This window comes from Loigolactobacillus coryniformis subsp. coryniformis KCTC 3167 = DSM 20001 (assembly GCF_002706425.1).
Classification (GTDB): Bacteria; Bacillota; Bacilli; order Lactobacillales; family Lactobacillaceae; genus Loigolactobacillus; species Loigolactobacillus coryniformis.
This window is the reverse complement of sequence record NZ_CP017713.1, coordinates 2,311,042-2,327,177: the sequence shown is the minus strand read 5'-3', so window position 1 is coordinate 2,327,177 and position 16,136 is coordinate 2,311,042. Positions and strand designations below refer to the sequence as shown.

The following is a 16,136-nucleotide window of genomic DNA, read 5'->3' as shown; positions in this document are numbered from 1 at the left end:
AGTTGAAAATGAAGTCAGCACGTAAATTAGTTTTTATTTTATTAGCTGTGGTATTGGTCGCAGTACTGGGCGTTGTCGCTTGGTTACAGTTGCGGCCAACGCCTCAAGCCACCCAGCACAAGCAACCGCGGATCGTAGCGACAACTGTAGCGGTCACGGAAATGGCGGCCAAGCTGGATCTGCCACTGGTCGGTGTGCCAACGACTGCCAACCAGTTGCCAGCACGCTATCAAAAAGTGACCAAAGTCGGCAGTCCAATGTCACCAAATATTGAAAAAATTGCTGCCTTAAAGCCGACCGCCGTTTATTCAGTGACGGTACTAAAAGAGCAGTATGAGGCGACTTTTAAATCCCATAAATTTCACGCGCAGTACTTAAATTTAGATACAGTTACCAGCTTGAAACAAACGTTGACAACGTTGGGTCAGCGTTATCAACGTCAGCAGCAGGCACACCAGCAAGTGAAATTGATCGATCAAGCGGTTAAAAAGGTGCACGCACGACAACAGGGTGCCAAGCCACAAGTTTTGGTTTTAATGGGCTTACCTGGTGCTGGCTACATGATTGCCACCGATACCTCCTATATCGGTGATCTCGTACGCTTGGCGGGCGGAGAAAATCTTTATCCAGATAAAACACAACCCTATTTAACACCGGATAACGAAAAACTAGCGCAACAACGACCTGACGTTATTTTACGTTTAGAACACGCCATGCCAGAAGTGGTCAAGCCGCAATTCGAGCAGGAATTTAAGCAAAACGCAATGTGGGCGCAAATGCCAGCGGTCCAGCAACGGCGCGTTTATGATCTACAGCAACCTGAATTTGACGCGACAGCCAATATGCATGTGGTTACTGGCTTACAGCAGATCAGTCGCTGGTTATATCCGGCTAAGGAGGCGACAAAGTGAAGCAACGTTCAATCTGGGCTTATATCGTGCTATTGGTTGCTTTGATCGCACTATTGGCTGTTGCCTTGCTGCAAGGGGCAACCACGATCAACTTAACGCATTTAAATGCACAGCAGTTTAACACGCTGTTCAATATTCGCTTACCACGAATCATCGCGGCTTTAGTTAGCGGGGCGATGTTGGCGATCGCTGGTGCTTTTTTTCAAGCAGCTTTGCGTAATGCGATCGCTGACCCCAGTATTTTAGGCATCTCCGCTGGTGCCAGTTTATTTCAACTACTCGGCAGCTTATTGTTACCAGCATTACTGTTCAATAAATTTATTTTTGCATTACTAGGCGGCTTAGTCGCCTTTTTATTGTTACTTCAATTTCAAAAGCAAATGGATCCCTACCGCTTGATTCTGATTGGGGTGGCCTTGAACGCTATGTTTGTGGGGATTCAACAAATTTTCACGCCAGCAACCAGTCTCGGCGGGACAACGTTTGCGACTAGTACATGGACGACCACACTCTTTTTAGTGATCCTCGGTATTATTGGCTTGATGTTGGCATTATGGCTGGCACCGTGGGCTAATTATTTGAAGATCGGCGACGCGCAATTGCAAACTTTAGGCGTAGCAGTGGTTTGGGTGCGGCTAGCTTTGTTGCTATTAGCGGTTTATCTAACCAGTACGGTAACGGCCAGTGTCGGTGTGCTGCCATTTATCGGTATTATCGTACCCCATGTCAGCCGCTATTTTGTCGGTCATGATTATCGACAAGTGGTTCCATTTTCTGTGTTAGCAGGAGCTTTTTTACTGTTACTATCGGATACGGTGGGTCGGTTGGTGGTCATTCCAAATGAACTGACTGCCGCCACGATTTTAGCGGTGATCGGTGGCCCATTTTTGATTTTTATTTTAGCGCGGCAAGGGGGACAGCGCCATGCAAGTTAAACAATTGAGCTATACCTATCCGCAACAAAAACGGGGGATTGATCGTTTGGATTTTACGATCGAACCGGGGAGCATGACGGCGGTGATTGGGCCAAATGGATCTGGTAAATCAACACTGTTTAAATTATTAGCCCGGGAACTCAAGCCAACTGCAGGAACGATCTATTTAGACCAGCAGCCGATCACGATGTTTTCCGCTAAAGCTTATGCACGTAAAGTGGCGGTCGTTCATCAGCATAATTTATTATATGACGATATTTCTGTTCTTGATTTGGTTCGTTTTGGCCAATTACCATACCATTCGCTGCTGGCGGAACCTGATGATGCCGCGATCAAACCAATTTTGGATTATTTAGAATTGACGCCACTGCAACAGCAAAGTATGGCCGAATTATCAGGCGGACAGCAGCAACGGGTCTGGTTGGCGTTGGCTTTAGCACAGCAACCGGAGTACTTGCTGTTAGATGAGCCAACGACTTATTTAGATCTTCACTTCCAAGCTAGCTTCATGGAATTATTGGCTAAGTTAAATCGAGAAATGCATTTAACGATCGTGATGATTTTACATGATTTAAATCAGGCGCGCCATTTTAGTCAGCAGGTACTGATGTTAGCGGATGGCGCAATCGTTGCTGCTGGTACGCCACAAGCTGTGATCACACCGGCACGGCTGCGCGAAGTTTTTCAAATTAATACTGAATTGATCGCGACGACTCAAGGTGAGTTTATCGCTCAATTGCCTAATCAATCGACAGCAAATTAGTTTTGCTGCCGGTTTTTTTGTGTAGTAGTGACGCAAAATTGATTTGACAAAAAATTTAGTTTGCGCGATACTCATAAAGTTAATGGTATATACTATATAGCGCGTTAATTAAAAATGGAGGCGATCATTTCATGCAGACGATGAAAAAGCATTCACGCTTTTTATTATTACTAGGCTTAATTGTCATTATTCCATTGCTATTATTATTCATCGCAATGAATTTTGTTGCATATGAGCAACAAACTAGCACTAGCCGGATTAATGTGGCGGTGGTCAATCAGGATCAACCCGCTAAGTTTCAAGGTAAGACGGTAGCGTTGGGGACGGGTGTAAAAAAACAATTATTACATAATCATCAAGTTACCTGGCATTTTGTTTCGGCTAAAGTTGCTAACGCGCGGCTTAAAGATGGCACTTATTTGATGAAAGTGACGTTGCCGCATAATTTTTCTAAGAATGCGACCACGGCACTGAACACGAAACCAAAAACCAGTCAAATCAAGGTGGCCATGTCAGATCATAACAATTTTGCTTCTCATTTGATCACACAACAGGTTGCTGAAAAATTACGCGCCGAAGTAGTTGCTAACGTACAGGCAGCTTACGATCAAAATGTGTTTACTGCATTGAAGCAATTGGGTAGCGGCGTCAGTCAAGCACATACTGGTACCCAGAAATTAAAAACAGGTACAGAGAAATTAAGTTCTGGTAGTCAACAATTAAGCAGTGGGCTGAATGAACTAAATAGCAAGACAGGGACGCTGTCATCAGGGGTCTATCAGCTGTATTCAGGTAGTGCAACGTTACATACAGGTGTTGGTGCCTACACAGCAGGCGTCAGTCAATTAGCTGGCGGTATCAGTACCTTACAAAGTAGTGTTGGTCCATTAGCTAGTGGCGTGCAAAAGTTAGCAACTGGTGGCAACCAATTAAATACCGGGGTTGACACCTACACAAATGGGGTGCAACAACTCGCTACTGGTATCAGTACCTTACAAAGTGGTGTTGGTCCACTTGCTAGTGGCGTGCAAAAGCTAGCAACTGGTGGCAACCAATTAACGGCCCAATCAAGTCGGCTAACTAATGGGGCTAAGCAAGTTGCTACTGGTATTAATACGCTGCAAAGTAAGGTTGGTCCGTTAGCTACTGGGGTAACACAATTGGCTGATGGTTCAACTAGCTTGCAGAATGGGATTTCCGCCTATACAAGTGGGACAAAATCAGCGCAAACCGGAAGTCGTCAATTGGCGTCTGGATTAGGCCAAGTCAACAGTTCCGTACAGGCTTTACCAGCAAACGTTACTAAATTAAATACGGCCTTACAACAATTAGAGACCGGCAGCCAAGCTGTTGCTGATGGCATTCTAAAAGTTAATCAAGGTGTGACTAGCCAAGATACACAATTAACGGCATTAAGTACTGGCTTAGAGCAAATGAAAACTGGGTTGACCTCATTGCATGATCAGGTCAATAGTACGGATGTCGCCACAACGATTACACGATTACAAAGTCAGGTGAGCGGCTTACAAAGTGCCGTTACAACAACAACCGACAGTTTGACAACGATTGGCGCGAATACTGCTAGCTCAGCTAAAGCTGTTGCAGCAATCGATGCCAGTGCGGTTCAAGCTAGTAATTTAAGCGCGGCACAAAAAGCTGCGATCACCGGGGCAATACAAACTGTTGGTAGCGCCCAACAAAGCAATCAAACTGAATTACAAAAAATTCAAACTGCGTTAACACCTTTAAAATCGATCGACGTGACCCAGCTAAAAACATTAGCTGCTAGCGTTCAATCATTACAAGGGGCAATCAATCAACTATATGCTGGTTATGTAACTGGGGCAAACGGGCAAACTTCATTATATGCTGGTAGCTTAAGTGCAATTAAGGGCTTACGTGATGTTGCTGCCAATACTGGTACCAGCAGCGAACTATATCAAGGAGCAACTCAAGTTACTGGTGGATTAACGCAAAGTGTTACTGGCGTCAATGCATTGTCAGCACAATTACCAAGTTTAACAACGGCATTAGCGCAACTTGAAACTGGTGCCAATAGTTTAAACAATGGTTTAACTGACATAACGGCTAATTCAGCTAAATTAAATTCTGGGGCAACGCAATTAACCGGTGGGATCAACACGATGAATAGCCAGTTACCAACTTTAACGAGTGGGGTCAATCAATTGGCTTCAGGCTCGAATCAAGTTGCTAGTGGGGTTACTCAGTACACTGATGGCACTGGAAAAGTTGCGGCTGGTTTGAACACGATGAATAGCCAAGTACCAACGCTAACTTCCGGCGTGTCCCAACTTGATACCGGCGCGCAAACGTTAAATGCTAATTCCCCGACACTAAAATCTGGTGCTGGACAATTAGCCGCTGGCCTGAATACACTGAACGGTCAAGTCCCAACGCTGACTTCCGGTGTGATCCAGCTTTATACAGGTTCACAAACGTTAAATGCTAATTCCGATGCTTTAAATACGGGTACTAAGCGGTTAGCCATCGGGTTGGCCACATTAAATAATCAGGTACCAACGCTAACTTCTGGTGTCAAACAATTAGATGAGGGCGCAAGCCAATTGGATACTGGTTTAGCGCAGGAAAATACTGGCATGTTGACGTTGAATAATAAGTTAGCTGCTGGTAGCCAACAAGTCAGCAAGTTGAACTTTACTTCAGCTAATGTTGATCATTTTGTGACTCCAGTTGCGAGCCAAACACAGGCGGATAATTTAGCTAAACCATTATTATCTGTGTTAGCACCATTAGTGATCTTCATGGTGCTATTTATCGGCGCAGTCTTGACCGAATTAGGTTTCAATCGTTATAGTCAACGTTTCCAAGCACAACCACGTTTGCAGAAATTCGGTTTATTAGCCGCTGCAATCGTGCTCCAAGCTGCTGGTATTTTGGTCGTTACTCGGTGGATGGGCGTCACAGTGGCGCATCCAATGACGTTATTGCTGTTATTGTTACTGGGTAGCGGACTATTTACATTGATCGTCTTTAACTTTGATCGTTGGTGGGGAACTTTAGGCGTTTTAGCAACGCTAGCGATTCTCTTTATTCAACTAATTGTTTCTGGCGGCTTATTGCCTAATGCAATGTTATCGGCAGTTTATCAAGGCATTAGTACTATTTTACCGGGCACTTATTTACTAAATGGACTAAATTACGCGTTAAACGATTTGGCGACTAAACCAGTGATCAATACAGTTATTTTATTTGTATTTATTGTTATTTTTAGCCTACCATTTGCCTTTAAACGACAATTAAACGCGCTAAAACATGAATAATATGGTACGCTCAATATAAACGAATAAGAAAGCGAGTCATTCATGATGAGTCAGGCACATGATGCTTTGTTAGAAGCTTATATTGATGTTTATATGTCGGGGTTTAAGTACATTAGTGATCTGGTTTCTGAACCGACCAAAGAATTTAATTTATCATTTGAACAATATTTGATCATGCGCGATATTGCGGCAGGACAGCAGGTAGCGATGTCGGATATTGCGACTAAACGTGGTGTGACTAAAGCGGCGATCTCGCGGCAAATACGGGTGATGCTAGAGCATCATTACATTGAGCAAGAACGCGATGCCGCAGATCGGCGGCGTTTGTATCTGCGGTTAACCCCAGAAGGTCAAAAAGTAGCGCTGTCGATCAATCAAGCAATCCACCAACGTTTTCACGGTTGGGTCGCCTTGTTTGGCGAAGAAGAAGCACAAGAATTGTTGCGCCTGATGCGCAAGGTTAGCACGAAAATCATCCGTAAAGATAATAAAGAATAGCAAATAGGACTGCGCTTAGCTGGCGTGGTCCTATTTTTGTATATTCGGCTGCAAAGGCAAAAAATTAATGAATTAAAATGGTATTGACTTGTAAAATTTGTACCTACGAGTTATACTTTTAACGTAAATGAAAACGTTTTAAAAAGTAAGGGGCGATTTAAATGGCTGAAAAAACCATTATGTTAGTTTGTGCAGCAGGTATGTCAACAAGTTTATTAGTTTCTAAGATGCAGAAATCTGCGGAAGCCAAAGGGGTCGATGCAGAAATTTTTGCAACCGCTTCTTCTGATGCCAATAATAAAATTGCTGAAAAGCATCCTGATATTCTAATGCTCGGACCGCAAGTTCGCTATATGCTGAAAAACTTCCAGGATAGCGTTGATATTCCAGTTGAAGTCATTAATATGCAAGACTACGGTATGATGAACGGTGAAAAAGTCTTAAATGAAGCATTAACCTCAATCGACGCAGCTAAATAAGTCAATGCGGGTCGGTAAAATGTTTAGCTAAGTGGAAGCTGCTTTGCCAGCACGTTTACGTTATTCAGAAGACCAATACAATAGTGATTTTTAAACATCCCAATGAAAGTGGCGGCGCTGTTGGCTGCCACTTTTCGTATGATTATGTACTATATAAAGGAGCTAGTTGATTTATGGCAGAAGAAAAAGAACAAGATCTACAATCGATCATGGGTCTGATCGTTAATGGTGGTAACGCTAAAAGTTCTGCGTTTGAAGCAATCAATGCAGCTAAGACAGGTGATTTTGACACCGCCACTGCTAAATTGAAAGAGGCGGATCATTTTTTGGTTGAGGCCCATAATGCGCAGACCGATATGTTGACCGCTGAAGCTAATGGTGAACACGCTAAGGTCACCTTGTTGACGGTACATTCACAAGATCACATTATGAATGCCATCACTTTTCGCGATCTAGCTGGTGAAATTGTCGATTTATATAAGCGTCTGGCTGAGTAGGTTATTAGAGTGGCCCATAATGCCACTCTTTTTTTGAGTACAAGGAGGGTAATCTTTATGTCCAAAAGTGGTTTAGCAGCAGATTTTCTTTGGGGCGGCGCGGTTGCTGCCCATCAATTGGAAGGTGGGTGGCAAGCCGGTGGTAAGGGGCTGAGCATCGCGGATGTGATGACGGCTGGTGCTAACAAAGTACCACGCAAGATCACTGACGGCGTCCAAGCCGGTGAAAACTACCCTAATCATAGCGCCATCGATTTTTATCATCATTATAAGGAAGATATCAAGTTGTTCGCCGAAATGGGCTTTAACTGTTTTCGGACTTCGATCGCTTGGACGCGGATCTTTCCCAATGGCGATGAGGCCGAACCTAATGAAGCAGGCTTGAAATTTTATGATGATGTTTTCGCGGAATGTCATAAATACGGCATCGAACCGGTGATCACTTTATCGCATTTTGAAATGCCTTATCATTTGGTCAGCGAATATGGTGGCTGGCGCGATCGGCGAGTGATCGATTTCTTCGTCCATTTCGCTGAAGTTTGCTTCAAGCGCTATCGTAATTCGGTTAAATATTGGATGACATTTAATGAGATCAATAACCAAATGGATTATATGAATGATTTTCTAGTGGCGACAGATTCTGGTTTAGTTTTCCGCAATAATGAAGACGCTGCAACCCGTGAAGCCTTGATGTATCAAGCATCACACTATGAAGTCGTTGCTAGTGCCTTAGCGGTTAAAATGGGTCACCAGATCAATCCTGATTTTAAGATCGGCAGTATGATCAATTTCACGCCGCTGTATCCGGCATCAGCCAAACCAGCTGATATTTTAGTTGCTGAAAAAATGATGCAACGGCGTTATTGGTGGTCCGATGTCCAGGCATGGGGCCGTTACCCCGTGGGGATGGAGGCTTACTTCAAGCAACATGGTCTGCGGCCGGATATCACGGCTGAAGATCGCATCGTGTTGCAAGAAGGGACCGTCGATTACATTGGCTTTAGTTATTATAATTCGATGACGATTGCTGCTGATGGCGCTAGCTTCAAGATCGTAGCTAATCCTACTTTAGAAACCAGCGAATGGGATTGGCCAATTGATCCACTAGGTTTGCGCTATGCACTGAATTGGCTGCAGGACCGCTATCACTTACCAATGATGATCGTGGAAAATGGGTTAGGTGCACGCGATAAAGTTGAAGCCGATGGTAGTATCCATGATCCGTACCGCATCGACTACTTGCGTGCTCACATTGAGCAAATGATCAAAGCCGTGAATGAGGACGGCGTTGAACTATGGGGCTACACCCCGTGGGGCTGCATCGATCTCGTTTCCGCTGGTACAGGTCAAATGTCGAAGCGTTACGGCTTTATCTATGTCGATAAGGATGATGAAGGCAACGGCACCTTAGCTCGTTCACGCAAGGATTCATTTTACTGGTACCAAAAAGTCATTCAGACTAATGGCGCTGATCTAGCGTAAACAAAAAGCCGCAGAAAAATCTGCGACTTTTTTATTTTTTAGCTTTTTTCCCAAAGCGGGTTTTCACAAAGTAAGCCACGCCGGCGAGGATCAAGACGATTAGTACGATCAACGTGATGTGGGCGAAGGTATCGACGTAGCCAGCGACTTGGGTCCACGCTTTGCCGGCATGTTGCCCTAGTGTGACTAGCACCACGTTCCAAATCAATGTGCCAGCCGCGGTCAGAAATAGAAATTGAATGAACGGCATTTTTGTGGTGCCGGCAGGAATCGAGATCAGGCTGCGAACGATCGGAATAAACCGACAGAAAAATAAGGTGCTTTTACCGCGTTTGACGAACCAGCGCTCGGCTTTTTCTAGATCACTACGTTTAAAATGCAGTAGCCGACCAACTTTGCCATCAATCAAGCGTTCCAAGCGCTCTACCGATAGCAGACGGCCAACCGCGTATAGGATGATCGCGCCGGCAACAGAACCAGCGGTGGCGACAATGATCACCCCAGTCAAAGTCATTGAAGAATGTAGCGTCATAAAGCCGCTAAATGTGAGTACGATCTCTGAGGGAATTGGCGGAAAGACATTTTCTAAAGTAATTAGTAGAAAAACGCCTAGGTAGCCGAATTGGTCGATAAAATCGACGATCATAGTTTGCATAAGTTACCTCCATCAGGCTTGTCCTCATAATATACCGTGAAAATACTGTGAGCGTCAATCAATAACCGGTGTTAATTGCTTGGTCAGGAGGATGCAAGGCACGCCGTCTTCGGAAAATGGTTCGCCGCTGGGCTGATAACCTAACTTAGCATAAAAGCCTTGAGCGGTTAATTCGCTGTGGATCACGGACTGTGTGCAGCCGTGTTGGCGGCCGACTTGTTCCAAGGCGATAATGATTTTAGCGCCGAGACCATTACCGCGTTGGCTAGCCAACGTCGCAATCCGCCCAGGTCGCATGGTGGTGGCGTCTAACTGCTTAAAACGGCCAGTGGCCACGGGTTCATCATTGTGATAGATGACCGCATAGATCGTACCATCATTGTCTTGATCATCAAATTCATCTTGTAGCGCTAAACCACGTTCACGGACGAAGACCTGCATCCGTACGGCAAACGCTGCCGAGCGCTGCCAATTGGTTGCATTAACTTTTAATTGCATTAGGGTTCCTCGCTTTTTTTAATTTTTAGTATAGCACTAAAAAAGCGTCGCATCAGGGTAATCGAGTGTTAAAATGGGAACCATTAAGAATAGGGAAAGTAGGTGGGCGGATGCGGCCTAGAATTGCAATTACGAATACTAAAAAAATAATGGATAAACGGCGATTAACCGCGACACCAGAAACTTATGTCCACGCGGTGACGGCCAGTGGTGGATTACCACTAATGGTACCAGCCTTGGCGGTCGAATTAGTGCCAGAACTTTTAGCAACGGTGGATGCAGTACTTTTAAGTGGTGGTCATGATGTTTCACCTGATTTATATGGAGCAAAGTTAGATCCAGCAACTGGTGAACTCGATCGTGCGCGCGATTTATTTGAGATTGCATTGGTTAAGCAAGCGTTGGCGGCGCACAAACCGATTTTTGGTATTTGCCGTGGTCAGCAAATTATTAACGTGGCTTTAGGTGGGACGTTGGTACAAAATATTACCGGCACGCCGATCAAACATCAGCAACGACCAATTTCTGGGACGAAGACGACGCATCAAGTTCAAGTGATTAGTGGAACGCGGTTAGCTAGCCTGTTACAAGGCGCTTACGCGGTGAATTCCTTTCATCATCAAGCAGTTGCGCAAGTAGCACCGGGTTTAAAAGTCAGTGTGCGGAGTGCTGATGGCGTGATCGAGGCGCTGGAGGCACCGCAGCAGCAATTATTTTCGGTGCAATGGCATCCGGAGATCATGTACCCCGATCACCCGGCAGCGCAACGTTTGTTCCAGGCGTTTATACAGCAGGCCAGTGGAATTGGGCAGAGCGCCTCTTAATTGCGTCTTGCTAAGTAGTATGAATCGTGAAATAATAGAACCGATCAAAATAAACGGCTGTCAGTGAGCAGCCATTTTGGAGGAATTGAATATGGAAGCACCAATCAAGCATCAAGTGGATACAAGTCTCAGTCCGTACCAGAAAAAAGTTATCACGTCGTCAGCGGCTGGCTTTGGTTTAGAGAATATGGATGTTATGTTTCTCTCCTTTGCCTTGTCGTCGATCATCACGACGTTGCACGTTTCGGGGACGCAGGCGGGCTTGATCGCCTCAGTGACTAACTTAGGGATGTTGGTTGGTGGTGTGCTTTTTGGCTTACTAGCAGATCGTTACGGACGCGTAAAAGTGTTCTCGCAGACGATCTTTATTTTTGCCATCGCCACCGCCGCCATGTATTTTGCCAACAATATTTGGACCGTCTACTTATGTCGTTTCATCGCTGGAATCGGTGCTGGTGGCGAATACGGCTGTGGTATCGCTTTGATCGCGGAAAGTTTTCCACAAAAGCGAGTCGGGAAAATGACTTCAGTGGCGGCGATCGGTGGTCAAATCGGTGCGATCTTAGCAGCTATTTTGGCGGCACTGATCCTACCACATTTCGGTTGGCACGGCTTATTTCTCTGCGGCGTTTTACCGGTGATCTTAATTTTCTTCGTGCGTCGGCACTTAAAGGAAAGTCCCGCGTTTACTGCCTTGCAGCAAGATAAAAGCCAACACCAAAAGGCCACGATCAGTGCTTTATTTAAAACGCCACAGCTGGCTTGGCAGACGATTGCACTGACGATCATGGTTATGGTGCAGATTGCTGGTTACTTTGGCCTGATGAACTGGTTGCCATCGATCATGCAGCAACGTTTGGGTATTAGCGCTGCTAGCTCGTCCTTGTGGATGATTGCGACGATCATTGGTATGAGTCTAGGTATGTTCACCTTTGGCACGATCATGGATAAATTTGGTGCACGGCGCGCCTTTGCCATTTTTCTGATCATTTCAGCAGTGGCGGTGTTTGCAATCACGTTGGCGACAAATCAATGGACGTTATTGCTGGCAGAAGTGCTGATCGGCTTTTTCTCGAATGGAATGTATGGGGGCTATGGTGCGGTGATCAGCCGCTTGTACCCAGTGGAAATTCGCGCAACGGCTAACAATACGATCATGAATGTTGGCCGGGCAGTCGGCGGCTTTTCATCGATGGTGATCGGCTTTTTGATGGATCGTTATGATCTGATCGTGGTGATGGCGTTCCTGTCTTTGCTCTATGTGCTTAGCTTAGGGACCTTGATGACGATTCGTAATTTACGTGAAGGGTAGAATATGTTGAAAAGGCATCTAGATTTCTGAGGTTTACATGTAAATAGAGTTGATCGGTTCCATCCGTACACACTGAGATATCTTGTTCAAACAAAATTTCAGAGTTCTGAAAATCAACCAGCTATTAGGATAGTTACGATGTACTTACTAAAATAAAACCGCACGCCAATGACTTCTAATTTGAAGTTCATTGACGTGCGGTTTTTTGGTTACTGAATAAAAAAACGTCACGCCAACTTTTCAGTAGCGTAACGTTAATTGCAGTTATTTACTTAGATTTTTTTCTAAAGCTTTCTTGTGCTCTAATTCTCGGCGTTCAGCCGCCAACTTTTGTTGTAATTCAGTCGGTGTACCAGGTTTCCGCAATAACTTGGCAAAAATACCTTTGTACTGCATGCTGGCGTCTTGTTCGGCAAAACGATTGCCTAAGAACATGATGACCGAACCAAGGACGATCACAACGATCCCGATGATCGTTGGTGTAATAATTTCTTCATGTAACATAAACATTGCCATGATCGGTGCTAGTGCTGGTTTAATGAAGAAAACCAGTGAAGCGGTGGAAACATCAGATGTTTCCATGGCCAAGAAGTAGAAACCGAAACCACCGGCAGTCACGCCAATGCAAATGTAGGCTAGCAGTAAAATATTTTGCCAAGCGATCCCTTGAACAAAGGGAATTGCCGCAAATGTTTTTAGTGCGGGAACACTACTTAAGCCGGCAGCGATACTAGGCACGTGGGACAGACCCATTAAAATGGCTAATTCAGCGGAGCCAGCCAGAAAGGTTAAGCTAGTCATTGTTAGACCGTTAAACTTGCGGCGCATCGAACCCCAACGAGAAATGATCGAGTAGAGGCCAAAAGTGACTGCTGAAGTGATCGATAATGCTAAACCTAATGGATTGGTTAAATGAGCTGGATTAACGATGATCAGCAAGCCGATCAAGGAAACAGCAACGGCAATCAAGTTGGTTCGACTAAGCCGTTCACGCAAGATCAAGTAAGAGAAGATCAAGGCAAAAATCGGATTACAGCTGAACAAAACGGCTACAGTAGAGGCTTGATCAACTTCAACGGCTAACTGATAAAACGTCATACTGATCAACACACAACTGAGACCAGTTAACATGAACAACAGCAGATCACGGCCAGTTAAGTGGATGTGCTGTTTCTTTAAAGCACTGATGGCAAACGGCAATAGGAACAATCCACCGACGAGAAAACGGAGAAAGTTAAGCTGGATCCCATTAAAGGCACTACCAGCCAGTTTCAACGAGATTTCCATGGAACTAAACAAGATGGTTGAAATTAAAACGTACAAATAAGTTCGCTTCATAAAAAATTAATCGGTCCTTCCCAAATCACTAACAACGAATTATGACGTATTGTATTAAATGTTATGAAAATTAGTTTCAACCAGTTTTCATAATATAGTTTAACTACTATTGTAAAACTGATTGAAAACTTGTCAATGGTACAGGCGGAATTAAACGTGAAAAAGCTGCAGCTGCTGGGCTAGATATTTACCAGTGATACTGTTGGTATTGGCAGCAATTTGTTGCGGCGTACCACTAGCCACAATTTTGCCGCCGGCATTACCACCGCGGGGACCAACATCAACAACATAATCGGCATTAGCCACAATGTCGAGATCATGTTCGATCGTAATGATCGTAGCACCCTGATCCAGTAATTGATCGAAAACATGGATCAGTGTCCGTGTATCTAAGGGATGCAACCCAACGGAGGGTTCATCGAAGATAAATAGCGTACCTGCTTGCATCTGACCCATTTCGGCCACTAATTTTAATCGTTGTGCTTCGCCACCAGATAATTGTGGGGTCGCTTCGCCGAGTTTTAAGTAGCCAAGTCCCATGCTCTGTAAGGCTAAAACTAAGTGATGTAAGCTTTTATATTTGGCAAATAAAGGGACAGCTTGATCAACAGATAAAGCTAAAATATCGGCGATCGATAGGTCATGCCACTTAATTTGTAGCGTTTCGGGATTATAGCGCTGACCGTGGCAGGTGGGACAGGCCTGATCAATATCCGGCAGATATTGCACATCTAGGGAAATGTGGCCAGTACCTTTACAAGTCGGGCACGCACCTTGAGTGGTATTGTAAGAAAAATGCGCCGCACCCCAATGGTGAGCTTTAGCGGCTGGAGTTTGGGCAAATAATTTACGTAAGCGATCAAGAATACCCGTATAAGTGGCCACGGTGGAACGTGTATTTTTACCAACTGGTGTCGAGTCGATCATCACAACACGCTGTAAATCTGCTTGCAGTTGATCAACGTGCTGTGGCAGCGGTGTTCCTTTGATTTGCGCTTGTAGTGCTGGGACTAAGCTATCCAGAATCAAAGTCGTTTTACCGGCACCGGAAAAACCAGTGACTACACTTAAACGATTTAATGGAAATTGTGCGGTGACATCACGTAAGTTGTAGCGCTGCTTGACATGGAAACTAAACTTACCGGCACCAAAAATATCCGGCTGTGGCTGCCGAGCCAATAAATCAGCTTGACCAGTTAAATAAGGCGCAATCAGTGAATCTGCTTGCTGTTTGATTTGAGCAACGCTGCCTTGATGTAAGATCTGCCCACCTTTACGGCCAGCACCGGGACCAATTTCAATCACTGTATCGGCTGCAGCAATTACGTGTGTGTTGTGATCAACTACCACTAATGAATTACCTTGATCGACCAAGGCGCGCATGATTTTGATCAAGCCGGTAACGTTAGCCGGATGTAAACCAATCGATGGTTCATCCAAAACGTAAAGCACGCCGGTTGTCGCAGTGCGCAAGGTACGACTAAGCTGGATCCGCTGCAGTTCGCCAGTTGATAATGTCATCCCAGCACGGCTCAACGTTAAATAGTCTAAGCCCAGCTCAAGCAATGGCGTTAAGCTATTGGTAAATTCATTGACTAAGGTTTGGCCGATCTTGTGCATTTTTGCTGGTAACCAAGGTACGATGGTTTGGGCAAAGGCGGATAGATCCTTTAGTGGTAAGTCGCTGACTTCAGCAATGTTTTTACCAGCGACTAAAGTTTGCAGCAACTTCGGGTCAAACCGATTACCATGACAAGTTGGGCAAGTGGTAAAAGAATAGAAGCGATTTAAACGTTGGATTGCCCGTTCATTTTTGGTAGTTGCTAAACTATCGGTCACTGCAGCAAATGCATTTTCAAATTGGGCGTTATCCATATGGAAAATTTTGCCGGTGGCGGTAGGAATATTAATGGCGTATTTCTTTTTCTCACCATGAAGGACAATATCGCGGTCGGCGGCACTTAGCTGTTTAAATGGTGTGTCAATATCGACGCCGATTGCTTGCGCGACTAGCGGCATAAAGTTACGCCCAGGCAAGCGCCAAGAAGCTACTGCACCGTCGCGAATCGTCAAATTATCGTCAGGAATCAGCCGCTCAGACACGATTTGCCGGATTTGCCCGCTACCCTGACAAGTCGGGCAGGCACCGGCAGAATTAAAGGCGAAACGTTCAGCACCAGGGCCAAAAAAGCTAGTGCCGTCGCCAGCATCGATCGGTAACTCTTCGGCAACGTGTAAAGTTGGGGCCACCCGCTGGCCACTAGGTGATACGTGGGAGCCAAGCCGTGAGAATAACAAACGTAAAACGTTGAAACTTTCCGTCATCGTGCCAACGGTGCTACGTTGACTAGGCACATTTGGCCGCTGGCGTAGTGCTAAGGCTGCCGGCAAATGGCGGACAACACGAACGTCCGCTTTACCCATTTGACTGATTCGCCGCCGCGTATAAGTGGACAGTGCATCTAAGTAGCGCCGTGCGCCTTCAGCGTAAAGTACACCGAGTGCTAGCGACGATTTACCAGAACCAGATAAACCAGTAATGGCGACAAATTGGTGCAGCGGGATATCAACATCAATGTTCCGCAGATTATTGACCCGCGCACCACGAACTTCAATTTGCTCAGGTTGTTTATTTTGCATAA

14 protein-coding genes are annotated in these 16,136 nt (G+C 45.2%); 10 read left to right on the top strand and 4 right to left on the bottom strand.

Features of this window, described 5'->3' with window-relative positions; all coding sequences use genetic code 11:
- The first annotated feature begins 8 nt into the window (after positions 1-8).
- From isdE to LC20001_RS11435, 8 genes are all read left to right on the top strand, one after another.
- Positions 9-911 (top strand): heme ABC transporter substrate-binding protein IsdE, encoded by a 903-nt coding sequence (gene isdE, locus LC20001_RS11470; RefSeq protein WP_010011970.1) that lies wholly within the window; start codon positions 9-11, stop codon positions 909-911.
- Entirely contained in the window at positions 908-1,846 is a 939-nt protein-coding gene (locus tag LC20001_RS11465; protein ID WP_010011968.1) for a FecCD family ABC transporter permease, read from the top strand. Before isdE ends, LC20001_RS11465 begins: the two co-directional genes overlap by 4 nt.
- The gene (locus LC20001_RS11460) at positions 1,836-2,609 is read left to right on the top strand and encodes an ABC transporter ATP-binding protein (protein WP_010011967.1); all 774 of its coding nucleotides are present in this window, start codon (positions 1,836-1,838) and stop codon (positions 2,607-2,609) included. Before LC20001_RS11465 ends, LC20001_RS11460 begins: the two co-directional genes overlap by 11 nt.
- 131 nt (positions 2,610-2,740) lie before the next feature.
- The gene (locus LC20001_RS11455) at positions 2,741-5,911 is read left to right on the top strand and encodes a YhgE/Pip family protein (RefSeq protein WP_010011966.1); all 3,171 of its coding nucleotides are present in this window, start codon (positions 2,741-2,743) and stop codon (positions 5,909-5,911) included.
- 45 nt (positions 5,912-5,956) lie between these two features.
- Positions 5,957-6,409 (top strand): MarR family winged helix-turn-helix transcriptional regulator, encoded by a 453-nt coding sequence (locus LC20001_RS11450; protein ID WP_010011965.1) that lies wholly within the window; start codon positions 5,957-5,959, stop codon positions 6,407-6,409.
- Between the two features lie 161 nt (positions 6,410-6,570).
- Positions 6,571-6,888, top strand: a complete 318-nt coding sequence (locus LC20001_RS11445; protein ID WP_003677756.1) for a PTS sugar transporter subunit IIB — start codon at positions 6,571-6,573, stop codon at positions 6,886-6,888.
- Between the two features lie 173 nt (positions 6,889-7,061).
- Positions 7,062-7,385 carry a PTS lactose/cellobiose transporter subunit IIA gene (locus LC20001_RS11440; RefSeq protein WP_010011963.1) on the top strand — a complete coding sequence of 108 codons (324 nt, stop codon included), beginning with the start codon at positions 7,062-7,064 and terminating at the stop codon, positions 7,383-7,385.
- A 57-nt stretch (positions 7,386-7,442) separates the two neighbouring features.
- Complete coding sequence (locus LC20001_RS11435; RefSeq protein ID WP_010011962.1) at positions 7,443-8,867, top strand: 6-phospho-beta-glucosidase; 1,425 nt, start codon at positions 7,443-7,445, stop codon at positions 8,865-8,867.
- A 31-nt stretch (positions 8,868-8,898) separates the two neighbouring features.
- Here the strand turns inward: LC20001_RS11435 and LC20001_RS11430 are convergent, their stop codons facing one another.
- Together LC20001_RS11430 and LC20001_RS11425 are read right to left on the bottom strand one after the other, a co-directional pair.
- Positions 8,899-9,522, bottom strand: a complete 624-nt coding sequence (locus LC20001_RS11430) for a DedA family protein (protein ID WP_003677761.1) — start codon at positions 9,520-9,522, stop codon at positions 8,899-8,901.
- 54 nt (positions 9,523-9,576) lie between these two features.
- Entirely contained in the window at positions 9,577-10,020 is a 444-nt protein-coding gene (locus LC20001_RS11425) for a GNAT family N-acetyltransferase (protein ID WP_010011961.1), read from the bottom strand.
- A 110-nt stretch (positions 10,021-10,130) separates the two neighbouring features.
- Between LC20001_RS11425 and LC20001_RS11420 the strand changes: the two genes are divergently transcribed.
- Together LC20001_RS11420 and LC20001_RS11415 are read left to right on the top strand one after the other, a co-directional pair.
- Positions 10,131-10,844 (top strand): gamma-glutamyl-gamma-aminobutyrate hydrolase family protein, encoded by a 714-nt coding sequence (locus tag LC20001_RS11420; RefSeq protein WP_010011960.1) that lies wholly within the window; start codon positions 10,131-10,133, stop codon positions 10,842-10,844.
- Positions 10,845-10,935: 91 nt separating this feature from the next.
- Positions 10,936-12,156: an MFS transporter gene (locus LC20001_RS11415; RefSeq protein WP_010011959.1), complete on the top strand. Its 1,221-nt coding sequence runs from the start codon at positions 10,936-10,938 to the stop codon at positions 12,154-12,156.
- Between the two features lie 264 nt (positions 12,157-12,420).
- Here the strand turns inward: LC20001_RS11415 and LC20001_RS11410 are convergent, their stop codons facing one another.
- Together LC20001_RS11410 and LC20001_RS11405 are read right to left on the bottom strand one after the other, a co-directional pair.
- Positions 12,421-13,494 (bottom strand): DMT family transporter, encoded by a 1,074-nt coding sequence (locus LC20001_RS11410; RefSeq protein WP_010011958.1) that lies wholly within the window; start codon positions 13,492-13,494, stop codon positions 12,421-12,423.
- Between the two features lie 150 nt (positions 13,495-13,644).
- Positions 13,645-16,134 carry an excinuclease ABC subunit UvrA gene (locus LC20001_RS11405; RefSeq protein ID WP_003677768.1) on the bottom strand — a complete coding sequence of 830 codons (2,490 nt, stop codon included), beginning with the start codon at positions 16,132-16,134 and terminating at the stop codon, positions 13,645-13,647.
- Positions 16,135-16,136: the final 2 nt, after the last annotated feature.